The following is a 22,657-nucleotide window of genomic DNA, read 5'->3' on the forward strand; positions in this document are numbered from 1 at the left end:
GCTTGTCTGGCTGGTCCGAGAGATGATTTTTCTCCTGAGATTCCAGGGCTTATTCATTATAGCAAGTAACCTGCATGGATTGCAATAGCTTTCCGCAAGAGGAGATGACTGTCCCGCAGCGGAAGAAAATGATTTTATTTCGACAAAGAGGAATTGCTGGAATGTGCGCAAATATTTATACTACATAACGCCAGAATTTGCCATATTTCAGGTTAGACGTATATGGCAAATCTGGCGTTATGTAGTCAGATTACTGGGAAATTTTAACTGTTAAGCAGTATATCTTACTGCAACACATGGACATCGGATGTGTGGGGCTGTCCTATAGGAAGTGACGTGTCGCTGGGCCACCAGGTATCGTCGGCATCGATGCTGACGGTGAGGCTCTGTCCGATGTACTGCTCCAGGCCGTCGGCTCCGGTGACGTCAATCAGACTGACCTCTCCCTCATGACTGCCCGATCCGTCCCCACTGCGCAGCGTCATGCCCTGGGGCGTATCCAGCACAATCAGCCAGTATGTCTCTCCCTGGTCGCTGCCGGGATTGGGATCTGATATTTCCTGAAGCGCAAGGACATCGCTGTAGCTGTAGGCCCCGAGCGTCCCTGTGAACACGATCCGGTCTCCGTCTGTGGGCTGTGCGGGTTCGGTGTCCTGCGCGTCCTCCGGCTCTGTAGGTGCGGGTTCCGCAGGCGCAGAGCCCGGCGTCCAACTGTCCAGGGCAGCGGTGTCGCCGATGTCGTGCCAGTCTATGTCCAGAAAGCCGATTTCATCCGCAGCCGTGTCCGTATCGTCAAAGATATTGCCCTCCCAGATAACTTCGCTCCGGAGCCTGTCACCGTCCAGGGTGGTGCGCGAGGTGGAGCCCATGCCAGTCCCGCTGCTGAACTCTGTGCTCAGAAGGCCGTTCCCATCCCCTGCGGCGGAGAGGCTGCCCCGATACCCTCCGACGCCGCCCACTCCCTCTGACAGCGTATCGGCGGCCTGGAGGACGCTGTCGCTGTCTGTGTCGTACTGGAATACCAGAATGGAGCTGATTCCGAAGGCAGTGTCCTGCTCCAGGAGGAGGGCGGGCGCGTCTGCATCCGGCGTCATGGGCACCAACGCGTACCGATAAGCGCCGGTAGGTTCATCCACGGAATCGTAGTCATACGTATCTGCCTGGCTGATGATGGCACGGTACTGTTCCAGGGCCAGTTCCACCGGACCTGCCGGATGGAGGATGTCCAGGCCGGAGACGTCCAGGATGGCCTGGGCAAGGGCGCTGTCCTGTTCCACCTCTTCCACGATGAAGGCGGGGACATCCTTCGCGGTGAAGGGCTGCACCTCAATCTGTCCGTTTTCGGTCATGGAAGCCATCTCCCCGGGGGACACCTGAGAAGCCTGGCTCCCGGCGGAACATTCCGCCTTTCCCTCCAGCAGATAGAGGTTCATATGGCTTTCGTCCGGCACCTCCACCCAGCCGCAGGTGCCGCGGATGCCCACCACCATGCTGGAGGAGCGGATATCCATGGTCTCATTCTCAGCCAGGGGTTCGGTGACATGGAAGAACAGGGAGCCGGACTTGACTTCGATTTCCAGCTGCTTGTCCTCTTTCTGGATGGCAATCTCGCTGTTCTGGTCCATTTTGGTCAGCTTCACGCTGTCCAGGTCGATCCAGGCGAAGCTCTCCCGGCGGGTGTCCACTCCGTAACCGCTGTACAGCCCCAGATTCTCCAGCAGAGCCACGTCCTCCCCGTCACCGTCGGAGACGGCTACCTGTCCGCTGGTGCGCGTCAGATGCATGGTGGTGGCTTTTGCGCTGTTGCCGCCGCAGGCGGTGAGGGCCGCCAGTTGGGACAGTATCAGAAGCAGAACGGTTCCCTGTCTGGCAAGCAGGGATTTTTTATGTTTTCGGATCATTGGGGTGTCGCTCCTTTGCGTTATGATGTGTTTATTTGTATGGCATTCGTGATAAAGTATAGCATCCGGGTCTGTGATTGTCAAATCTGCTTCTGTGTGTGGGCAGCTTTGACGCTTAAACTTTTATATCTTCTCTTAGAGCATCAGGATTTTTTGTTTTCCCCACTCTGCCCGATATGCTTCTTTATCTGTTCCCTTCCGTCCTGCCATCACCCCCTTCCAACACTCTGCCTTACTCTGGCTCCAGCCCGATCCGGATCCTTCTTGCAATCTCTTCCCTGTTTTCTTTCAGCCGCACTTTCTTGAATGATTCCAGCACCCTCTGATGCCTCTGCTCCCTGCTCTGTCTCTTTCTGGTGGATGCGGTACAGGCTCTTTCCATCCAGCTCCCCCCGCGTGCTGTACAGCTGCGTCCCGTCGATGATGACCTGCCGGTACTTCCCCCTGATGCGCATGTCCTCAAAGGCACGGCTGCGCAGCAGTCTGCGGCACAGGCTGTTTATGGCCTCCTATAGCCCACATGGGTCCATCCGCTTCAGATAGTGGTCGATGGCCTCCCAGTATGGGAGTTCGTCCACGGCCGGCTCCTCCCCACAAAGGCTCCACACATTTTCAATTACCGTGTCCGAATTGAATTCTTCACTTGTCTTCCTCATGCTGCTGATGTAGAATATAGAGGAAAGGATGCGGGTCATCAGCAGGACCGCCCCGGGGTATGTGGTATAGCTCTGGTTCCTTGGGTCTGGGAGCTTCTTCAGCAGCGGCACAAGGCCTGGGAAGAAGTGCCGGATCAGCTTTGCCAGTTCGCATGCGAGCTCCAACTGCTCCAGGTGTTCCCTTGTATCCTTTCGCATTATTTTTATTCCTGCTTCATGGTAAGACCTCCTCTCTTTTATGGGTGTGCGAAAAAATAGTTTTTTTCCCATAAAATGGGAGGTTTTTTTATGAAATATTTTTGAGCGTCAAAGCTGTTTGACTTTTCTGTTTATGGACAAATATCAGTAGAAAATGATATGATAGAAGATGGAAAACACAGGACAGATTTCATCTATCACTAAAAAATAAAGTAGAAAGGAAGGCATGAAATGAACTTAACAGCGAAAGAAAAGATTTCATACGGCATCGGGGCAGTGGGGAAGGATATGGTCTACATGCTGACAGCCAGCTATATTCTGTACTTTTATGAAGATATCCTGGGAGTCAGCGCGGTGTTCACCGGCATTCTGCTGCTGGCGGCCAGGGTGTTCGACGCAGCTAACGACCCGGTGATGGGGATATTGGTGGCCAGGACGAAGAGCAGGTTCGGCAGGTTCAGGCCGTGGCTTTTCAGCGGGACGATCGTCAATGCGCTGGTGCTTTACGCCATGTTCGCGGTGCCGGAGGAACTGGAGGGAAATCCCCTTCTGGTCTATATTTCCGCCGCCTACATCCTGTGGGGCGTGACCTACACCATGATGGATATCCCTTACTGGTCCATGATTCCGGCCTTTGCCAGGGACAGCAGGGAACGGGAGGGCCTTTCCACCCTGGGAAGGACATGTGCGGGCATAGGCAGCGCGCTGGTGACGGTAATCACCATGCAGGCGGTGTATCTCCTGGGGAAGGGGAACGAAAGGATCGGGTTCAAATGGTTCGCGCTGATTGTGGCGGTCTTCTTTGCCTTTACGGCAGTACTGATGTGCCTGTGCATCAAGGAGAAATCCACAGTGGACATGCCGGTAAATTCCATCGGGGACATGTTCCGGGCGCTGATCCGCAATGACCAGGCCATGACGGTGGTGATTTCCATTGTGCTGATCAACTGTTCCATTTACCTCACAAGCAATCTGGTGATTTATTTCTTTAAATATGATTTCGGCGGCGAGGGCTGGCAGAATGCCTATACCCTGTTCAATACCTTTGGCGGCGGGGTGCAGATTCTGTCCATGATGCTGCTGTATCCCCTGATCCGGAAATTTCTGTCCACCGTCCAGGTATTCCGCACCGGACTGGGCATGGCGGTATTGGGGTATGTGGTGCTGTTGATTCTGGCCTGTACGAACATGTCCAATGTGTTCCTGCTGTTCCTACCCGGCTTTTTCATCTTTGGGGCCAATGGGCTCCTGACCATATTGACCACCGTGTTTCTGGCGAACAGCGTGGATTACGGGGAGTGGAAGAACGGCAGCAGGGATGAGAGCGTGATTTTCTCCATGCAGACCTTTGTGGTGAAGCTGGCCTCCGGCGTGGCGGCGCTATTGGCGTCTGTCTGCCTGGCGGTGTTCCAGATCAGTGACAATACAGAAGCGGAAGCGGTGGCTGCCGTGCAGTCTGTGATGGGGCTGCGGCTGACCATGACGGTGCTGCCGGTAATCGGCCTGGCGGCCGCGGCAGTGTTCTTTGGTAAAAAATTCCGCCTGACAGATGAAAAAATGGAAGAAATCGGGGAAGCTCTGCGGAAAGGCGCGAAGTGACCTGCCCCGTCCAGTGTCCCAGAGGATTTACGGACGCATTCCTTTCGCGGCCGGAAATTCTATGCCCATGTCCGGGTACTGGCGGGACAGATGCCAAACTGAATAAGGAGACGGAAAACCGTATGGAAATTATCACAGAGACAGACTACCGGGACAGGATGGAGAAGGAAGTGGTTCCTTTTCTAAAAAAACACCGACACAGCGGCTTCTTCTGTCCTGATAATGGTCAGGATAAAATCTATTATGAAAGCTACCGGAAGGAGGATGCAAAAGGCGTCATCGCAATGGTTCATGGGTTCTCTGAATCCGCCGAGAAATACGTTGAGATGATATATTATTTCTTTCAGGCCGGATATCAGGTGTACATCATGGATCAGCGGGGGCATGGGCGCTCTGCCAGGGGACAGGAGGATCTGTCGCTGGTGCACATCGACCGCTTTGAACAGTATCTCTCCGATTTGGACTATCTGGCGACAGAGGTGGCAGACCGGGAAGACAAGGGGCTCCCCAGGTATCTGTACGCCCATTCCATGGGCGGCGGGATAGGCGCGGCATTCATGGAATGGCATCCTTCTGTCTTCGAGGGCGCAGTGTTGAGCTCGCCTATGATACGGCCGCTGACGGGAGGGATTCCCCTGGGCATAGCCCGGGGGATTGCCGAAATCCAGGTCATGTTGGGAAAGGGAGCAACCTACGTTCCGGGGCATCACGCTTATCGGGGGGACGAGACCTTCGAAACCAGCGCCGCCACCTCTGCGGAACGGTATGAATATTATGCCGGAAAAAGGCGCAGCCAGCCGAACTTCCAGACCAACGGCGCTTCCTATTCCTGGCTTCGGGAGGCCGCCAGAATGTCGAAATACATATTGAATAAGGAAAACTGCGGGAAAATCGTGGGGAAGGTGCTGGTGTTCCAGGCCGAACAGGAGGACTATGTGGACAAAGGGGCTCAGGAAATCTTCACAGGACAGGTAAAAAGCGCCCGGATGGTGCCGATGCCAGGGACGAAGCATGAGATTTATATGAGCGATGACAGCCATATGAGGGTGTATGTGGAGGAGATTCTGGATTTTCTGGAAAAATGAGAGTGAGATGTAACGATGGCAAGCTTTTAGATGCCAGGCAGGAGGGCAGATATGGAACGGTGCGGATGGTGTCTGTGCAATGAGAAAATGGTAAAGTACCATGACGAGGAGTGGGGCGTGCCGGTGCATGACGACCGAAAGCAGTTCGAGTACCTGATGATGGAGGCCATGCAGTGCGGGCTGAACTGGAATATGATGATCCAGAAGCGGGAGATATTCCGGGAGTGTTTTGACGGATTCGACTTTCAGAAGGTGGCGGCCTATGGGGAGGAGGACATCCGGCGGATTCTGGATACGGAGGGGATGATTCGGTCGAGACGCAAGGTGGAAGCAGTGATCCACAACGCCCGGTGCTTCCTGAAAGTGCGGGAGGAATTCGGCACGTTTTCCGAGTATCTGTGGGGGTTCTCTAAAGGTAAGATGATTCTGTATATGGGGCATCAGAAAGGGCAGATTCCGGCGAGGAACGGGCTGTCGGACAGAATAGCGAAGGATCTGAAGAAGAGAGGATTCAAGTATCTGGGGTCGGTGACAGTTTACGCCCATCTGCAGTCCTGCGGGATGGTGAATGACCATGTGGAGGGATGCTTCCGGTACCTGGAGGTGATGGACGGGGCGGAGACGGCGCGGAAGAGACGGGATATGGAATCATGATATATTTAAGCAGCTTTCTATTTTCGGATGAAAAGGTCATCGACCCCAATATTTACCCTTATAATGTGTTCGCAGACAAGGCGGAAAGGCTGTTGCTGTTTGCCCCGATTACCGTCCTGTACGGCGAGAATGCTTCGGGGAAGTCCACCATGCTGAACATCATGGCGAATAAACTGCGGCTGGAGGGCCTGGAGTACGCCACCAGCAACCAGTATGGGAGAGTTCCCTATTTCCTGAACTTCATAAAGGGATGCAGCTACGCTCTGGGAGAAGAGGAGAACGGAAAGGCGCTGCGCCGGATTCCCCAGGGCAGCAGATATATCAAGAGCGAGGATATTCTGTACGAAATCAAGAAGATACAACAGGAGCAGATTCTGGAGGACGGGTATGTGTACGAGCATGTGCGGAGAGGGCTGGCGAAAGAGCAGAGAGAAGAATTCCGGAACTCCTATGCCACAGAACAGAAACTGGAAATCCTGAAATATGCCCAGGAAAAATACTCCAACGGAGAGACCACCCTACAGATGCTGGACGACTATATGGAGCCGGATGCCCTGTATCTGCTGGACGAGCCGGAGGTGTCGCTGTCTCCGGAAAACCAGACGAAGCTGGCGGAGAAGCTGAACCGGATGGCAAGGTTCCTGGGCTGCCAGTTCATCATATCCACCCATTCGCCTTTCATGCTGGGGACGCTGCAGGCGAAGATTTATAATCTGGACTCCAGGGATCTGGAAGTGGTGGGGTGGACGGAGCTTAAAAATGTACGGTACTTTTTTGCGTTTTTTGAGAAGCATCGGGGGCTTTTTATGGATTCTTAGAAGGGGTTTTTGACAGGTAGGAGAATGGCGTAATGGGAGCCGGAGGACGAACCGGAAGCCCGGGAACAGCGGAGGGCAGGAAACAGAAGAGCGGATATGGAGCGATGGCGGTTAAGAGGTAAAGGGATTCGGGTGGCAGAGTGAAAATTTTTTTCAATAAATTTGTTAGGAGGATATAAGGGATGGATTATCAGGTGATACAGATTGACAGACATACCTGGCGGATTGAGGAGCCGGGGGTGCGCTTTTTCCTGTTGGAGGGTGCGGAGAGGGCTCTGCTTATCGACAGCGGCATGCAGGTCAGGAACGCCAGGGAGATTGCGGAGGGGCTGACGGCGCTTCCGGTGTCGCTGCTGGTCACCCACGGGGACAGGGACCATGTGGGGAGCAATGAGGAATTCCCGATGTTCTACATGCATCCGGCGGAGGCTTCCAATTATTATAATACCCAGGGGAAGACAGGGGAGTTCCTCCCGGTCTGGGACGGGGAGACTCTGGATTTGGGCGGCAGGTCTTTGGAGATCATCGCCTTGCCGGGGCATACGCCGGGGAGCATCGCCGTACTGGACAGGAATGCCAGGATATTGATTGGCGGGGATCTGGTCCAGGACGGTCAGATATTCATGTTCGGGGTGCAGAGGGAGATGCATGCCTATATCCACAGCCTGGCTAAGCTGGAGGGGTACAGGGGTGCTTTTGACTGGGTGTATCCCTCCCATGGGAGCTTTCCGGTGAGCCCTGATTTGATTCCGACACTGCGGGAAGCGGCGGAAAAGGTTCTCAGGGGCGAGGTGCCGGGGACGGAGAGCGAGATGCATGGGCGGAAGATCATGCGGTATGATGTGGGGGTGGCGGCTTTTTTGGGGGAGGCTTGAGAGGGGCTTTGTCCATATCTATGGGACAGTTCTTTGCCGGTTAAAAGAGAACGGAGGTCTAACAGTTAATGATACCTTTGAAAATAGAAACTTTATTAGAGGGTAAAGTAGTAGAAATAAATAGAGTTGAATACAAGGAAGGATGGAATCCCTCTGATATTACACACTCTATCTGTGCATTTGCCAATGATTATGCCAATGTGAATGGCGGATATATTGTCATAGGCGTGGAGGAGGATAGCGGAGTTCCTGTTTTGCCCCCTAAGGGTGTTCCGAAGGAGCTTTTAGATGGAATACAACAAGAAATCTTTCAATATTGCAATTTGATTGAGCCACGCTATGTTCCACAGATAGAAGTTGTAAATTATCCGGATAAGGATACGCACTTGCTTTATCTGAAATGTTCGCCGGGAGATGCTGGTCCGTACAGAGCACCTAAGGATGTATATTCCAAAAAGACAAGCGATAAGCCGGATAAGACAATGTACTATTGGATTAGGCCGGCTTCGTTGACGACAATTGCCAAACAGGGAGAAATCGCAGAATTATTTGAAAAGTTCAATGCCATTCCGTTTGACGATCGGGTGAACCGTAAAGCAAATATTGATATTATCAGAAGAGGATATCTTGAAGATTTTTTGAGGGATAGTAATAGCTCCTTATCAACTGAGATAAATAATAGAAACATGGACGAGCTATTGTTAGCGCTGGAAGTGGCTAATGAGACGGATGCGGATTTAGAATTAAGAAATATTGCTATTCTAATGTTTGCTGAAAGACCAGACAAGTTAATACCTGGGGCACAAATTAATTTTGTCAGGTTCAATACCAAAGAAGCGGAATCCGGTAATATCATGTTTGAAAAAACATTTACCGGCCCGATATGGAAACAGGTAACAGATGTATTGGATTATATTAAGACAAATGTCATTATTGAGAAGACTGTCAAGATTGAGAATCAGGAAAAATCCGTAAAATGCGTAAATTATCCATATAATGCATTGGAAGAAGCGATTGTTAATGCGGTATTTCATAAATCCTATAGAGAAGATGTGCCAGTGGAAGTGAGGGTATATCTTGACCGAATTATGATTATAAATTTTCCTGGTCCCGATGGATATATGAATATGGAGAAGTTTGCTGCGGGAAAGGTAAGGGCAAGAAAATATCGAAACAGAAGAATTGGTGAATTCTTTAAAGAGATAGACCTTTCTGAAAAGCAAGGCACTGGTATCCCTAAAATTTTGAGTGCATTGTCAAAAAATGGTTCTCCCAAACCTTTCTTTGAGACGGATGATAGAAGAACTTATTTGGAAACGACGATTTTTATCAGGGAAGGATTTGGTGAAAGCAGCAAAATGTCCGATAAAATGTCCGATAAAATGTCCGATAAAATGTCCGATAAGGAAAAGGATAGAATGAAAACCATCATAATATATCTCGAAGAGAATCATGAAATTGCAAGTGGTATTGCGGCAAGGTTGTTAGGTGTAGAGACTAAAACAGCAAGCAGACTATTGAATAAGGCTGAAAAATGCGGTATTGTCCGGGGTGAAGGAAAAAATAAGACTAAAAAATATGTATTGCCTACAGAGGATAATTTGTAAAGAAAAAGATGGCATGGTTTCAAGAGTACACACTGACAACAGAAAAGGATTCCCTACGGCCAGTTCGGCGGTAGAGAGTCCTTTTCTGTTGCAGGGAATCCCGGAACGGTTGCAGTCATCCACAGGGCAAGGGCAATCGTTGTAAAAACCCCGCTCCGGTTGCGGAAATGCCGGATACGGAAGGGCCTGTTGCAATCATGGTGATTCGGTTGCAAAAGTAAGACAATATATTGATAAAAATGCAACCGGGTGCTATGCTTTTCCTAGATTCTACAGACATGGGACGCAGAGGAGACAGGGGGATGTACACATGGATGACCAGATACAGAAAGATTTTCTGAGAAAGCGGATGATTGAGCTTCGGGAGAAGAACCACAAGACCCAGTCCCACATGGCAGAGCTGATTGGATGCAACAAATCCACCTTATCAAGAGCGGAAAAAATCGGCGGCGACGTAAGCTACAAGACCGTCCTGGGGTTTGCCCATGATTACTGCGACAAACTGGGGCTCACATCCCGGCAGAAAGACCAGTTCCTACGCGGAGACAGAGTCGTAGTAACAGACACGTCAGCGCTGCTGAAGAACAGCCAGCTGATAGACGAACTGAGCAGAGAATACAGCAGAGTCATCGTGCCGGATATCGTGGTGGAGGAGCTTGATTCCATCAAAGACCACAATAAAAAGCTGGCCAAAAAGGCCTGGCAGATTCTAAGGAGTATCGCTTCCGGCTCCAATTCCAATGTGGTCACAGGTCACTGCCCGGGCGGCCAGGGGAAAGGCAGGACCGGCAATCCTGACGGGCGGATTGTAAAAATGGCGGAAAAGGCCGCCGAAGAGTTCCACTGCCGGGTGGACATCATTACCTATGACGCGGGATTCGCGGCGCGGTTAAGCGGACATGCCACAGTCAAGGCCCTGTACCTTGAGGAATACATGGTCACGAAACAGAACCTGATGGACATCCAGAGCCTTAAAAAAATCAACGCCTACTATGCGGATTCCTATGAGGACATGGAGAGCGCGCTGGGGGTGACGATTCCGAATCGGGAGGACATCAACGCCTATCTGCCGGAGGGCAACACCCTCATCATTTCTGTGGTAAGGTGCCGGAAAAAGCCCATGAACCAGAGGAAAGAGAAAATCCGGTGGCTGATTGGGCACGGCGCGGACGTGGACAGAAGAGACTGCGGGAAATACTACTTTCCGCCTCTGTCCCATGCTGTCCAGAACCGGGATTTCGAGATGTTCAGATTTCTGCTCCATGAGTGCAGAGCGAGTCCTAACGTGGGCAGCAGGAACCCCTATGACGCCGGAAAGATACGGCAGAAGAATGACGGAAACATGCCCCTGATGATCGCGGCCTGGGACAACCGGGTGGAATTCGTCAGAGAGCTGTGCGCGGATCCGCGGATCAGCCTGAACCAGCAGGACGGGAACGGCTACACGGCGCTGATGAAGGCGTGCCACTGGGGATGGCTGGAATGCCGGGACATCATCCGGGCGGCCGGGGCGGATGAAAGGATCGTGGACAGGAACGGCTACACCGCGGAAGACCATTACCGTGAATACCTGGAGACCGGAAGGAGCAAGAACCGTACCTGGCAGAAAAACCAGAATGAGGGGAGGAGGCGCGGAAGGCCATGATTGACAGGATATGCATCTCCATCAATAACCGATGCAACCTTGCCTGCAGCTACTGTCATTTCCATGAAAAGGGGAAAATCGAGGCTGCGGAAATGGATGTATATGAAATACTGAATAACGTTAAAAAATATACGGAAAAGAAATGCCCGGAGAAGGGATTTAAGATCGGGTTCGTGGGAAACGGAGAATGCTTCCTGGACTGGCAGGCGCTGAAATCCTATATCGCCTACTTAGAGGACGCTCCGGGAGTCAGAATCTATACCATAACCAACGGCACCGTCAGGCTTCCGGAGGAAGACCTGGCGTTCCTGGAGGAGCACAGGGTCAATGTGGGGTTTTCCATTGACGGATACAAGGAGCTGCACGACAAGTATCGGTGCAATTCCTTTGACCGGGCCATGGAGAATGTGGAGCGCTATAGACAGACGACAGGGCATTATCCTACCTTCAACGCCACTGTGGGCAGGGAAAGCCTGAGAAACGCGGAAGAGGTGATTTCCTTTTTCCAGCCTTTTGGAACCAAAGTGACCTTTTCCCGGATGATTGGGAAATATGGGATTTCCCTGGGGGAATACCGGGATTTCATGGACAGGGCGGGAAAGGAGCTTCCGGTCAGGCGGGGCGGATTGGACTGTACGATGTACGGCGGCCTGTGCGGGGCTGGTACGAATAATTATTTCTTTGCAAACGGTAAAACGTATTACTGCGGGAACTGCATCGACCTGCCGCCGGTGGGGGACAGCGGGATATCCCTGGAAGAGCTGGAAAAGATTTCGTTGACATTTGACCGAAGCTGTTGTTATAAGGAGTTTCTGGGATGTTATACTGCCTAACGCTGACGGGTTCAATCCCATGATTACATTAGGCACCGTCCAGAAATAACTCTTCAAGAATTATTTCTGGCTCCGGTTAATTGCGAAGCAATTTGCAGGAATTGTCAAAAATATTTTTTTGACAATTCCTTAGGCAGCATTCAGCGTTATGCAGTATAACCCACAGGCTTGTGGTTCCGGGAGCCTGTGACAGGTTCTCGGAATCTTGGGAGCCGGAATCCGGCATCGGAGTCGTTGGAGCAGGACAAAAATAGAACAGTGGGGGAATCGGCTCAGAGGAGCTTCGGTAAGCTCCGTGATATGCGGCCTGGAGATTCCTGGAGCATATTGTGGTAGAAGGAGTGGCTATGAAAATTGGATTGTACGGAATGCCCGCATCGGGGAAGACCTATATTCTGGACAGGATTCCCTTCCTGCAGACCCTGGCCGGAAGCCGTCTGCTGCGGGAAGGGAATCCGGAATTTGACAGCCTGGACGAGAGGGGCAGGGAGAAAGCCAGGAAAGCGCTGGCTCGCGGGCTGCGGGAGCGGCATGGGGGAGAGGATTTCATCATGGACGGGCATTATGCCTTCGGCGAACAGACCGTGTTCACGGAGGAGGACGGACAGTTGTATGACGTTTTCCTGTACCTGTATCTGTCGCCTGCTGTGCTGCGGGCGCGGATGGAGGGTTCCGGGAAGAACCGGAACTATCTGCAGTACGATATAGGGGCATGGCAGGACAGGGAGATTGCCGGCCTGCGGCAGTATTGCCATGAGCATGATAAGGATTTCTATGTCCTTGACAATCCGCCGGAGGATGTTTTCGGGGACATATCGGATGTGATCGGATTCATCCGGGAGGTTGCGGAGGGCTATAGCTGCGTGTCCTTTGCGGCAAGGTGTGTGGAGGAGATTCTTGGGAGGAGCAGAACGGATACCGTTACTTTGCTGGATGGGGACAGGACGCTGGCCGTGGAGGACAGCAGCAAGGAGGTCTTTGGCTACAGAACCCATGTCTTTGACGGGGAGTTTTACACCGGATATCAGGTGTGGAAGCAGAACAGGGAATTTGAGGGGTATCCGGTTGGGGAGTTGGAGGAGATGCCTGTCCGGCTGAATGAAAGGATCGTGGATGGCATTGCGGGCGACGCTTTCCTGCTGACATCCGGGCATGAGCGGATATGGCGCTTCATCGCGGGAGAGCTGCAGATTCCGTTCTATGGCGGGAGGGAGATGGCCGCGGAGACCAAGTTCTTCATCGCGAAGATGCTGCAGAGGGCCGGGAAGAGGGTCATAGCCTACGGGGACAGCATGAATGATTACTATATGCTGCGGCAGGCGGATGTGGGGTACCTTGTGAGGAGGCCGGACGGCTCGGTGAGCGGGAGCCTCAGGGGAAAGGATATGGAGGGGTTGATTTATGTATGAATTGAAGAGGAATGAAGAGGTGGAGAGACTGATTGCCATGACGAAATCCGACTCGGGGGTCTGCGGGCCGAGGCTGGTGGAAGCCCATAGGGAGCTGGGAAGGGCGTTGGGGGCGCAGATAGGGCAGCTTGGGCAGTTTGAGCCGGAGGAGACTACGGTTGTGGCGGTGCTGCGCGGGGGGATATTTTTCGCGGAGGGGATGTATCTGGCTATGGGGTGCAGGTTCGGGCTGTATGATCCGAAGCATGAGAAGTTCATGCGGCCTGGGACGAGGCATGTGATTTTGGTGGATTCGGTGATCAATACCGGGAGGACGTTGACGGAGGTGTGGGATTCGGGGGTTTACGCGGCCTGCTGCGTGGTGAATGAGCGGGCTGTGCCGTTGTTCGGGGAGAGGCTGTTCGCCGTGCGGGTTTCGGGGAATTCGTTTGTGGGCGGGGAGGTTCCCAGGCAGGTGGGGAGCGTGGGGCCGGATACGACTTTGCGGCTGTTTCATCTGCTGTGAGGCGGATTGTCTTTTTCTGGCATTGCGGAGGGGATAATGTCCAGGTCATGATTCAGAATTAGGTATACATTGGCCATGGTCTGGGACTTGATGCGGTTGTTACATCTGCTGTGAGGTGGATTGTTTTTTTCGGGCGTCGCGGAGGGAATCACGTCCAGGTCATGATTCAGGATTAGTTATACATTGGTCAGGGTCTGGGGTTTGATGCGGTTGTTTCATCTGTTGTAAGGTGGATTGCCTTTTTCTGGCATTGCGGAGGGAATCACGTCCAGGTCATGGTTCAGGGGCAGGTATACATTGGCCAGGGTCTGGGTCTCGATGCCCTGCACCGCGTCCACCAATATGGCAATGTCGCAGGCTGCCGGGGAGCGGCTGACTTCATAGTTGAAGTCCATATGTCCCGGGGTGTCTGTCAGGTTCGGGATATACTCCTCCCCGGGCTTGTGTGGAATAGCGGCTGTAAAAAACGATTGCGGTATTTGTGGGGGCATGCTAAAATATCCACAGGAAGCACATGGAAAGAGGGAATGAAGGTTGGTGACCGCATAACATAGAGAAGGATAGGTTCTCGGAATTTCAGGAAGCAGAATCGGGCATTGGGGCAGGACGGCACCTGGAAAAGTGGGGGAACCGTTTCAAAGGAGTTCCGGAAAGCCGCGTGATATGTGGTCTGGCGCATCCGGCGGAGGCTTTCAGAAACCCTCCTGCCACAGACAGCACCACCATGGATGAAAGGCGGGGGTTTCTGTGGATGCCGCTGTCCCTATACTGCATAACGCTGAATGCTGCCTAATGTAATCATGCGATTGGATCAGTCAGCGTTATGCAGTCTGGTTTCACGGCAAGTGAAATCGTTAAGCAGTATAAATAGGGCATGGGACAGAGAAGGTGTGGAAAAGAGGGGATAGGATTGGATGTATAGGGACAGGGTTGCACTTTATAGAGAACTTGAAAAAGAGTTTCACAGCAAGATTCTCGTTTATGTGACAAGCGACAGGCCGAACATGGCCGCTCAGATCTCTCCCGATGTAATTGATTATTTTATCGATCATTTAGATAAAATAAAGCCATGCGGGAGGATTTCGCTTTTTTTATATACACGGGGCGGGGATACTTCAACCGCAAGGAATATCGTAAATCTGCTCAGGATGTATGGGGATTTTCTTCAAGTCATAATACCCCACAAGGCGCACAGCGCGGGTACGATTATCAGTTTGGGAGCGAATGAAATTGTGATGACCAAGCAGGCTACGCTGGGGCCGATCGATCCAAGCCTGTATACCGCTTTGAATCCCAGAAGGCCTGAGGGAGGGATTTTTCCGGTAAGCGTGGAGGCTGTAAAGGGCTATCTGGAGTTCGCTAAAAATGAGTTGGAAATTCAGGATGAGGCATCGTTGGCAAGCATATTCGAAAAACTGACGGATTTTGTGCATCCGCTTGTCCTGGGCGAGGTATACCGCTCAAAAGCCCAGATTCAGATGATGGCGGAAAAGCTGCTTCAGAACCAGGTCACTGAGCCGGAAAAGATCAAGAAGATCATTGACTTTTTATGCAGTGAATCGGGGAGCCATGATTATACCATCAACAGGCGGGAAGCCAAAAACGAGTTAGGGCTTCAGATTGTCAACCCCACTGCTTTTCAATATGAACTGATAAAGAGAATATATGACGACATAAATGAAGAGCTGCTGTTCGGCAAGCCGTTTTTGATTACGGAAGTAAATGGCGCTTATGCTGTCCGCAGGTGCATACTGGAGAGCGTGGTCGGGGGCGCGGATTACTTTTCCACAGAAGGGGTCGTGGTGAGAGGGAAAATGCCGGACGGCCAGACGGCGATACAGAACAGCATAAGCTATGAGGGATGGAGGCATGACCATGCCTCGGAGGGAGGCCAGGTCTCGGTGAGGAATGGAGAGGAGGAGGTAATATATGAGCGTGGTTCAGGATATCAGACTTAACACCATGTCTCCATGGCCATATGATGCATATCATTCCTACATGACATCAGCGATTCCAACGAATACAGAAAGGTATGTTTTGATTGACCCTGAGGAAACAGAGGATATGGAAGTGGAGGAGACGGGGAAGTATTCCATCTTCGATGTGGCAAACTGGTTTTTATCCAAAAGCGATATGACCCATAAAAAGCTTCAGAAACTCTGTTATTATGCCCAGGCCTGGGCATATGCATTGAAGGGGTATCGCCTGGAGGATACGGATTACCAGGCATGGGTACATGGCCCGGTTTCACCTGCGCTGTGGGAGCGGTTCAAGGCATTTGGATACGATACCATCTGCATGAAAAGTGGGAATAAGGCTCATTTTGACGATGAGGATATACGGTTATTGGAAGATGTATGGGAAACTTATGGCGACAGTACGGGAAATGCCCTGGAAGCCCTGTCACATCGGGAATTGCCCTGGATGGAGGCAAGGAGGGGATATGAACCGGCTGAAAGATGTACGGTTGTGATTTCTCCCCACACCATGGCATCCTATTATAAGTCTATCCATTGCGGCGATTGATATGGCGAAATTAACCCAAAAACAAAACCGGGAGGTACCTTTTGAATTATGTTTCAAGTACCCTTTGGAGAACGGGTATACGTTTAAGGAGCTGACCCCGGAAAATGTAAGACAATTTCAGGCTTTTTTAAACAAGATATCGCAGATGACGGTAACCCAGGTGGACAGGGCATTTGCGCGTAAACCGGATACGGATGACACTTACAGGGGAATGCAGGTGTATCATTATGAGGTGACGGAAGTATTTAGGATACATGTGGTCATTGAGGCCGGGTATTATAAGGTCATCCGGTTGGATCCGAGACATAAGGTGCATAGAAGTTAGAAACCACTAACTAAGGAAAAGAACCCACATGGATATATTTGAACTGGTAGACAACGAGAAATTTTTCCATCCTCTGAGCAGCCAGAACCGGAGGATTTATTATGAATGCATCCTTTCCCTGATCGAGAAGTCCAGGGAAGTCCCTGTGCTGTACGATTCCGACGCCAGGAACTGCGTGGCGCTCTACCTGAGGAACAGCAAATATGTGTTCCAGGATGAGCAGGGGGAAGGACAGGAGCAGCAGGCGCCGGACAGAAGCGCCTCCGCCATCATGGCCTATCTGCGGGAATGCGGCTGGGTCACCCCCCGGGAGATCGGGCGGAATGGGGAAAATGTGGCCAATGTGTCTATGAGCTGCCGGAGGATCATGGAATTTTTCCGGAAAATGTGTGAGAAGGGGAATCAGGGGACGCTTTCCAATCACATTTTTTCCATGTACGAGATCCTGAAGGCAAGCTTTGAGGAGGATTCCGCCCGGGCGGAACGGCCTTATTCCACGATCCTGAACCCCCTGTCAGACCATGTGGAGGAATTGAAGAACGAGCTGCTGGACTTAAAAGACAGCATCGCCAATATCATGCGGATGGTGATGGAGCTCCAGGATGCCAACAGCGTGGGAAAGTTTTTGATGAAGGACGAACTGCTGGACAAATTTTTCAACGATTATTTCTTCCTGAAAAATAACGGCCTGATCCCAAGCCAGCTTTCCTTCATCCGGAACAAGCTCCGCGTCATAGAAGAGGGGCGGATATTTGAAAAAATGGCCGCGGAATGCGCCGCCGTGCACCAGATAGAGGGCGCACAGGCCAGAGAGAAGGTGCAGGCCGTCCTGGCGAGGCTCTCCTATTTCCTCAGCGTGGAATACCAGGAGAACATGGAGCTGATCGATGCCAGGATCAATACCTATTATCGTCTGGCCAACATCCGGATGATGCTGGTGATGGGAAACGGCGTGGAGATGGAGTCCCTTCTGGACGGATTTCTCAGCGCCCTGAAAGGGATGGGACAGGAGGAAAGGCAGCAGGCGCTGGAGCGGGCGGCAGGCTGCATGAGGGTCTCTTCCCAAAAGTACATCGGCAGGAAGTCTTATGAGAGGCGGAAGCCCAGGGAGCGGGATCGCGGGGAGATCGGCCTTCCGCTCTGGGACATTTCCCGGGAGGAGAAGGAGCTGCTGACCCAGGCGGTGATGTCCGGTACGAAGAACCGTTTTTCCATAGACGGCGCCAGGCATTTCCTGGACGGGAGGATGGCCGGGAGGGAGGAGCTGGAGCTCCGGGAGCAGAGGGTGGCGGACAGGGAGGAAGCCATGCTCTTTGCCGCGGCTGTGATGTATTCCGGCATCGAGGAATTTCCTTACACGGTGGAATTGATGGATGGCTATGTGGAGACGGACATTGCCAGGATGACCAATCTGAAGATCAGGAGACGATAGAGGTATCATATGGGGGAATTTGACTTTCTGGAGAACATGAAGGACGAGGAAGAGCTTCTGTTTAAGAGATGCATCCGGAAGCTGCTGGACGCCACTTTTATCATAGAGGACAGGGACGAAAGGCTGTACCAGTACCTTTCGGTGGAGTCCAACTGCTATGACGTCTCTGCGTTCCTGCGCAAGATAGGGTATGACGTGGTGGTGGAGGACAAGCTGAAGGTGGCCATGCTGGTGCAGAACGAGGCGGATCTGGATACGGTGGGGATCAAGCGCAGCAATCTGGTGGTCTTCGACGGAAAACAGGTGCAGATGCTTCTGGCGCTGTGGCTGCTCTATCTGGAGAAGGTGGGCTTTTCGGAGGAAATCTATGTGACAGTGGGCGACGTGATCGATAAGTGTAAGGTGTACGGGATAGAACCGGCGCCCACGGAGTTCCGGGCGGCGTTCAAGCTGTTCAAGCGGTTCAGCCTACTGGCCTGGGATGAGAACGACACAAAGGAGGACAGCAAGGTGAAGCTCTATCCCTCCCTGCAGTTCTGCATGGATATCCCCCAGCTGAAGCAGGTGATGCGGGAGTATCTTCCGGAGGGCAGATTCGACCCGGCGGAAACGGAAGCCGGGGAAGAGGGAGAGGACGCGGAGGACGCGGACGACGCGGAAAGGGATGCGGAGGATTTTCAGGAAGCCTTCGACTGAAAAGGAATGCGGAGGATTTTCAGGAAGCCTTCGACTGAAAAGGATTGGGCGGAGGAGCATGGAACCGCTCTAAAAGAGTTCCTGAAAACAGCGGGATAGGCGGCCTGGAGAGTCCGAGAGGATACCAGGATGGAAAATACGGAGAAATACGGCAAGAGGGTAGCAGGATGGCAAAGGTAGCGCTGACGAATATATATCTGGTGAACTGGTACGGCTTTATCAATACGAAGATCCCCATTGGGCGGGATCTTACTTTGATTACGGGGGAGAACGAGTGCGGGAAGTCCACGATCCTGGACGCAATGAAATATGCCTTTACCGGGGACGTGGAGTTCAATAAATCCTCCAGCTCCCAAAATGTGGGGGGCAGCAGGAGGACGCTGTCCTCCTACACCCGCTGTCTGATAGACCCCAGCGCCGGGATCTATTCCAGGCCGGCGGAGCGGATGCCGAATGTGTACAGCCATATCTCGCTGGAATACCATGACGAGCTGAATGAGGATTTCTTTGTGCTGGGAGTGGTGCTGGAGACCAATTCCAGCAATAATGTGTCCTCCTACTGGTATGCGGCGGAACATACCTCCATGGAACAGATGCAGTATGTGTACCAGGAAGAGGGGGTGGTGAAGCCCTATGATTACCAGGGGTTCCAGCGCGCCCACAGGATACCGGTCATGTCCCAGAGGGAGGCCATGGTGAAATTCATGAACATGACAGGCCTGAAGCTGTCCTCCGGGGAGATCAGGAAATTCCAGAGAAAGCTCCGCAGCATCATGACCTACAATCCCGCGGCCAAGATCCAGCAGTTCATCAAGGAATCCGTGCTGGAAGCCAAAGACATCAATTTCGACAAGCTCCGGGACGCCAAGAATTACATAGAGAAGATGAACCAGACCCTGGAACTGATCAAAGTGGAGCTGGAAGCCCTGGAGGGTATCCTGAGGGACTTCGAGAGATACGAAGCCGTGAAGACCAGGCTGATCGTGGACGACGGAAAGCAGATCTATAAAAATATTTTGAGACTCAAAAAATCCATCGGGGAGACCCAGGATCAGATTGCCGGAAAAAAAGGGGAGATCGGGCACCTGGAGGAGACCATCGGGGAAAAAGAGAGGGAGAAAGACCGGGCGGAGACCGGGCTTTTGAAGGCCAAGAGCAACCTCAACGAGCTGGACTGCTCAAAGGCCATCGAGGAAGAGGAAGAGAACCGGAGAAGGCTGCAGGCGAAACTGGACGGGCTGGAGCAGGCCAGGGGAGAGCTGTCCGCCTTTCAGGAACAGGTGAAGGAGATGCTCCGCACATTGGGCAGCCTGGGGGCGGAGACCGGGGATGAGGAGATCCTGACGGGGCTTACCCTGGCGGATTTTTCCTACGGGGAGAAAAAGAACGCTTCGGACAGGCTGAAGAGGGCGCTGTCCGCCCAGAGGGACGGCCTGACGGAGCAGAGGGTGGAGATCCGGGGCAGGCTGAAGGCGGTGCAGGAAGAGCTGATCCATTATAAAAAAGTGGCGGAGGACTGCGAGAAGAACAGGCTGGATTATTCCCATGTGCCGGAACAGGCGGAACTGATCCGGGAGATCAACCGGGAATTCCAGAACCGGAACATCCCTGCCCGGGCCATGTTTTCCTGTGAGTATGTGGTGAAGGTGGAGGACGAGGAGTGGAGGGCCGTGATCGAGACCTTCCTGGGAATCCACAGATACAGCATCCTGGTGGAGCCGGAGTGGTTCGATATCGCTGACCAGGTGCTGGACAGATCTTCCCACAAATACGTGGAGCTGGTGAACACCCGGCTGCTGGCGGGGAAGAAGGTAAAGCATTATGAGGACGCCGTGGTGAATAAGCTCCTGATCAAGAACGAAATTGCCCAGAAGTATTTCGATTACTGGCTGGGAGGGATCCACGCGGTGCCCGAGGAGCAGGTGCCCCGGTATGAGAACGCCATGTCCAGGAGCGGGAAGCTTGCCAGAAATATGGCTGTGACCTATATCAATACCAGGAAGAACAAAACCTTCTGCCTGGGGCAGGAGGCCATAGAACTGAACAGAAAGCATGCGGAAAGACAGATCCAGGAGCTGGAACAGCAGGAACAGGCGCTGGGGCAGGAGCAGCGGAAGGTGGAGGAGGCAATCCAACGGATGACGGAGCAGCTGGATTGCTTCAAGGCCTATGATTTTGACGCTTTTGCCAAATATGAGCAGGCGGCGGGGGAGCTGAGCCGGTCGGCGGAGAAGCTGTATGAACTGACGGAGGCTCAGAAGAACAATCTGGAATACCAGACCCTGTTCCTGCAGGTGCAGGAGCTGGAAAAGCAGCTTGAAAAGGTGAGGAAGGGGCTGGATCAGGCAAAGGACAGGAAACGGAGCCTGGAGCTGGAGAATCAGAGCCATGAGACGAAGCTGACCCAGGATCGGCTGGCGCTGAAGGACAGGGAAGAGCGGCTGGAAGAGCTGAGGATCCTCCACGGCACGGAGACGAGGATGGCCATGGAGGAATACGATGGCTTTTTGGCGGGGATTTCCCGGACAGGGGACGTGATGCTGCCGGAATCCAGAAGGAAGCGGGAGGGGGAGAAGCAGAGCCTGGAGGCCAACATTTTAGGCGGGCAGAAATCCTATAACATGAAAAAGAACCAGGAGGATCAGCTGCCGGAAGGCCTGGGGCAGGAAAGCAAATACCTGGCCAGGAAGAACAAGATATGGGTGGATGACCTGCAGGAGATCCATGCGAAAATGGCGGAGCAGACCAGGCGGTATGAATCCATCTTTAAGAATGAGTTCGTGCTCTCTGTGTACCAGACTGCCCTGGGGGCCAGAGAGGATATCGCGGGGATCAACAAGGAACTGCGGAAGCTGAAATTTTCCACCAGATACCAGTTCGATGTGAATCTCCTGGATGACAAATCCGATTATGCCAAAATATTGCGGTACGCGGAATACCTGAAGAAGGTCAACAAGGTGGACGACGGACAGATGGTGTTCGCCAGCCTCTACGGTTATGAGGATGACGAGATAGAGCAGCGGGAAAAGGAGATCCGGGAGATCATCAACCGCATCATAGACAAAAACGATATGGGGGCGATCCAGGACTTTGCGGATTACCGGAATTATATGAGCTATGAGATTGTGATCAACAATGCGGACGTGAAGGACGGGAAGCTTTCCAGGCAGGCGGGGTACAGCTCCGGCGCCGGAACCCAGATTCCCTACACCCTGATCTTGTCGGCTGCCCTGTCCATGCTCTACAATGCCAGGGTCAATTCCACCAGGCTTATCTTCATCGACGAGCCTTTTGAGAAGATGAGCGACCACAATATCAAGCTGATGCTGGAATTCTTCCAGAATCAGGACTTCCAGGTGATTTTCTGCGCGCCGCCCAACAAGACGGATTCCATCGGGTTCGCCTGCGATACGGTGATCCCGGTGCTGAAGGTCAGGAACGATAATATGCAGATAGGAAGCGTGGAATTCCATGAGCGAAAGGGAGCGGTACATCACTGAGATTTTGGGGAGGCTGTTGAAGAAGCATTATCCGGGAGGCTCTGGGCAGGCCGGCTGCGGAGACGGAAGGGATTGGGGGTGAAGATGGAGCAGGAGGTGGTTTCGGGTTTTGGGGGAGGAGGGAGTTGGTTCGGGGATTGTGACGCCCTATGGGACGGGCGGGGGTTCTTGAATGCTTTGTGCGGTGGCGGATTATGGAGCAATTCGTTTCGTTGGGATAAGGGGCAGAAGTTTTTGGTTGGATTCGGAAGCAGGAGAGAATCATGTGGATGTAGTGGCAGAGGGATGTAATGTGGATTGTCGGTGGGGACTGGCGGTTGAGGTGGCGGCTGTGAGTAAGGTTTCTTGGAGGGATTGATTTTGGCACGATATGAGGTGGCCTGGAGTCAGAGG

At 52.6% G+C, this 22,657-nt stretch carries 19 protein-coding genes and 1 pseudogene; 16 read left to right on the top strand and 4 right to left on the bottom strand.

Annotated features, from left to right (window positions below; translation table 11 throughout):
- Positions 1-284 precede the first annotated feature (284 nt).
- From NFS35_RS13660 to NFS35_RS13670, 3 genes are all read right to left on the bottom strand, one after another.
- Complete coding sequence (locus NFS35_RS13660) at positions 285-1,901, bottom strand: FecR domain-containing protein (RefSeq protein ID WP_251207676.1); 1,617 nt, start codon at positions 1,899-1,901, stop codon at positions 285-287.
- Positions 1,902-2,133: 232 nt separating this feature from the next.
- Positions 2,134-2,283 (bottom strand): hypothetical protein, encoded by a 150-nt coding sequence (locus NFS35_RS13665; protein WP_251207677.1) that lies wholly within the window; start codon positions 2,281-2,283, stop codon positions 2,134-2,136.
- 127 nt (positions 2,284-2,410) lie between these two features.
- Entirely contained in the window at positions 2,411-2,755 is a 345-nt protein-coding gene (locus NFS35_RS13670; RefSeq protein WP_251207678.1) for a hypothetical protein, read from the bottom strand.
- A 231-nt stretch (positions 2,756-2,986) separates the two neighbouring features.
- On the opposite strand from NFS35_RS13670, the gene NFS35_RS13675 reads away from it, so the two are divergent.
- The 10 genes from NFS35_RS13675 (at position 2,987) to NFS35_RS13720 (ending at position 13,785) form a co-directional block, all read left to right on the top strand.
- On the top strand, positions 2,987-4,354 hold the full coding sequence (locus NFS35_RS13675; RefSeq protein ID WP_251207679.1) for a glycoside-pentoside-hexuronide (GPH):cation symporter: 1,368 nt from the start codon (positions 2,987-2,989) through the stop codon (positions 4,352-4,354).
- Positions 4,355-4,476: 122 nt separating this feature from the next.
- Positions 4,477-5,439 carry an alpha/beta fold hydrolase gene (locus NFS35_RS13680; RefSeq protein ID WP_251207680.1) on the top strand — a complete coding sequence of 321 codons (963 nt, stop codon included), beginning with the start codon at positions 4,477-4,479 and terminating at the stop codon, positions 5,437-5,439.
- A 51-nt stretch (positions 5,440-5,490) separates the two neighbouring features.
- On the top strand, positions 5,491-6,093 hold the full coding sequence (locus NFS35_RS13685; RefSeq protein ID WP_251207681.1) for a DNA-3-methyladenine glycosylase I: 603 nt from the start codon (positions 5,491-5,493) through the stop codon (positions 6,091-6,093).
- Positions 6,090-6,911 (top strand): AAA family ATPase, encoded by an 822-nt coding sequence (locus NFS35_RS13690; RefSeq protein WP_251207682.1) that lies wholly within the window; start codon positions 6,090-6,092, stop codon positions 6,909-6,911. Before NFS35_RS13685 ends, NFS35_RS13690 begins: the two co-directional genes overlap by 4 nt.
- Before the next feature lie 182 nt (positions 6,912-7,093).
- Positions 7,094-7,786: an MBL fold metallo-hydrolase gene (locus NFS35_RS13695; RefSeq protein ID WP_251207683.1), complete on the top strand. Its 693-nt coding sequence runs from the start codon at positions 7,094-7,096 to the stop codon at positions 7,784-7,786.
- 68 nt (positions 7,787-7,854) lie between these two features.
- Positions 7,855-9,393: an RNA-binding domain-containing protein gene (locus tag NFS35_RS13700; RefSeq protein ID WP_251207684.1), complete on the top strand. Its 1,539-nt coding sequence runs from the start codon at positions 7,855-7,857 to the stop codon at positions 9,391-9,393.
- 310 nt (positions 9,394-9,703) lie between these two features.
- Positions 9,704-11,038 (top strand): ankyrin repeat domain-containing protein, encoded by a 1,335-nt coding sequence (locus NFS35_RS13705; protein ID WP_251207685.1) that lies wholly within the window; start codon positions 9,704-9,706, stop codon positions 11,036-11,038.
- The gene (locus NFS35_RS13710; protein WP_251207686.1) at positions 11,035-11,871 is read left to right on the top strand and encodes a radical SAM protein; all 837 of its coding nucleotides are present in this window, start codon (positions 11,035-11,037) and stop codon (positions 11,869-11,871) included. Before NFS35_RS13705 ends, NFS35_RS13710 begins: the two co-directional genes overlap by 4 nt.
- 347 nt (positions 11,872-12,218) lie before the next feature.
- Entirely contained in the window at positions 12,219-13,280 is a 1,062-nt protein-coding gene (locus NFS35_RS13715; RefSeq protein WP_251207687.1) for an AAA family ATPase, read from the top strand.
- The gene (locus NFS35_RS13720) at positions 13,273-13,785 is read left to right on the top strand and encodes a phosphoribosyltransferase (RefSeq protein WP_251207688.1); all 513 of its coding nucleotides are present in this window, start codon (positions 13,273-13,275) and stop codon (positions 13,783-13,785) included. Before NFS35_RS13715 ends, NFS35_RS13720 begins: the two co-directional genes overlap by 8 nt.
- Positions 13,786-14,024: 239 nt before the next feature.
- Here the strand turns inward: NFS35_RS13720 and NFS35_RS29015 are convergent.
- A pseudogene (locus NFS35_RS29015) lies at positions 14,025-14,228 on the bottom strand (GTP-binding protein); the annotation flags it as partial.
- Positions 14,229-14,699: 471 nt separating this feature from the next.
- On the opposite strand from NFS35_RS29015, the gene NFS35_RS13730 reads away from it, so the two are divergent.
- The 6 genes from NFS35_RS13730 to NFS35_RS13755 all read left to right on the top strand — a co-directional run bounded on the left by NFS35_RS13730 (position 14,700) and on the right by NFS35_RS13755 (position 22,264).
- A complete protein-coding gene (locus NFS35_RS13730) occupies positions 14,700-15,743 on the top strand; it encodes an SDH family Clp fold serine proteinase (RefSeq protein ID WP_251207689.1) in 1,044 nt (347 codons plus the stop codon).
- Positions 15,715-16,311: a Panacea domain-containing protein gene (locus tag NFS35_RS13735; protein WP_251207690.1), complete on the top strand. Its 597-nt coding sequence runs from the start codon at positions 15,715-15,717 to the stop codon at positions 16,309-16,311. The genes NFS35_RS13730 and NFS35_RS13735 overlap by 29 nt, the downstream gene beginning before the upstream one ends.
- Position 16,312: 1 nt before the next feature.
- Positions 16,313-16,636, top strand: coding sequence for an MAG6450 family protein (locus NFS35_RS13740; RefSeq protein ID WP_251207691.1), 324 nt, complete (start codon positions 16,313-16,315; stop codon positions 16,634-16,636).
- A gap of 28 nt (positions 16,637-16,664) precedes the next feature.
- Positions 16,665-18,068, top strand: coding sequence for a Wadjet anti-phage system protein JetA family protein (locus NFS35_RS13745; protein WP_251207692.1), 1,404 nt, complete (start codon positions 16,665-16,667; stop codon positions 18,066-18,068).
- A gap of 9 nt (positions 18,069-18,077) precedes the next feature.
- Entirely contained in the window at positions 18,078-18,764 is a 687-nt protein-coding gene (locus NFS35_RS13750; RefSeq protein ID WP_251207693.1) for a DUF4194 domain-containing protein, read from the top strand.
- A 167-nt stretch (positions 18,765-18,931) separates the two neighbouring features.
- Entirely contained in the window at positions 18,932-22,264 is a 3,333-nt protein-coding gene (locus tag NFS35_RS13755) for an SbcC/MukB-like Walker B domain-containing protein (protein ID WP_251207694.1), read from the top strand.
- Positions 22,265-22,657 lie beyond the last annotated feature (393 nt).

The sequence above is a fragment of the Acetatifactor aquisgranensis genome (assembly GCF_943193215.1).
Lineage (GTDB): Bacteria > Bacillota > Clostridia > Lachnospirales > Lachnospiraceae > Acetatifactor > Acetatifactor aquisgranensis.

What these genes read in the sequence shown, in the direction of transcription:
- NFS35_RS13700 (WP_251207684.1), top strand. Translation starts at nt 7,855, where the DNA reads ATGATACCTTTGAAAATAGAAACTTTATTAGAGGGTAAAGTAGTAGAA.
- NFS35_RS13680 (WP_251207680.1), top strand. Translation starts at nt 4,477, where the DNA reads ATGGAAATTATCACAGAGACAGACTACCGGGACAGGATGGAGAAGGAA.
- NFS35_RS13720 (WP_251207688.1), top strand. Translation starts at nt 13,273, where the DNA reads ATGTATGAATTGAAGAGGAATGAAGAGGTGGAGAGACTGATTGCCATG.
- NFS35_RS13685 (WP_251207681.1), top strand. Translation starts at nt 5,491, where the DNA reads ATGGAACGGTGCGGATGGTGTCTGTGCAATGAGAAAATGGTAAAGTAC.
- NFS35_RS13690 (WP_251207682.1), top strand. Translation starts at nt 6,090, where the DNA reads ATGATATATTTAAGCAGCTTTCTATTTTCGGATGAAAAGGTCATCGAC.
- NFS35_RS13710 (WP_251207686.1), top strand. Translation starts at nt 11,035, where the DNA reads ATGATTGACAGGATATGCATCTCCATCAATAACCGATGCAACCTTGCC.
- NFS35_RS13740 (WP_251207691.1), top strand. Translation starts at nt 16,313, where the DNA reads ATGGCGAAATTAACCCAAAAACAAAACCGGGAGGTACCTTTTGAATTA.
- NFS35_RS13705 (WP_251207685.1), top strand. Translation starts at nt 9,704, where the DNA reads ATGGATGACCAGATACAGAAAGATTTTCTGAGAAAGCGGATGATTGAG.
- NFS35_RS13665 (WP_251207677.1), bottom strand. Translation starts at nt 2,283, where the DNA reads ATGGAAAGAGCCTGTACCGCATCCACCAGAAAGAGACAGAGCAGGGAG.
- NFS35_RS13755 (WP_251207694.1), top strand. Translation starts at nt 18,932, where the DNA reads ATGGCAAAGGTAGCGCTGACGAATATATATCTGGTGAACTGGTACGGC.
- NFS35_RS13670 (WP_251207678.1), bottom strand. Translation starts at nt 2,755, where the DNA reads ATGCGAAAGGATACAAGGGAACACCTGGAGCAGTTGGAGCTCGCATGC.
- NFS35_RS13660 (WP_251207676.1), bottom strand. Translation starts at nt 1,901, where the DNA reads ATGATCCGAAAACATAAAAAATCCCTGCTTGCCAGACAGGGAACCGTT.
- NFS35_RS13750 (WP_251207693.1), top strand. Translation starts at nt 18,078, where the DNA reads ATGGGGGAATTTGACTTTCTGGAGAACATGAAGGACGAGGAAGAGCTT.
- NFS35_RS13745 (WP_251207692.1), top strand. Translation starts at nt 16,665, where the DNA reads ATGGATATATTTGAACTGGTAGACAACGAGAAATTTTTCCATCCTCTG.
- NFS35_RS13675 (WP_251207679.1), top strand. Translation starts at nt 2,987, where the DNA reads ATGAACTTAACAGCGAAAGAAAAGATTTCATACGGCATCGGGGCAGTG.
- NFS35_RS13730 (WP_251207689.1), top strand. Translation starts at nt 14,700, where the DNA reads ATGTATAGGGACAGGGTTGCACTTTATAGAGAACTTGAAAAAGAGTTT.
- NFS35_RS13735 (WP_251207690.1), top strand. Translation starts at nt 15,715, where the DNA reads ATGAGCGTGGTTCAGGATATCAGACTTAACACCATGTCTCCATGGCCA.
- NFS35_RS13695 (WP_251207683.1), top strand. Translation starts at nt 7,094, where the DNA reads ATGGATTATCAGGTGATACAGATTGACAGACATACCTGGCGGATTGAG.
- NFS35_RS13715 (WP_251207687.1), top strand. Translation starts at nt 12,219, where the DNA reads ATGAAAATTGGATTGTACGGAATGCCCGCATCGGGGAAGACCTATATT.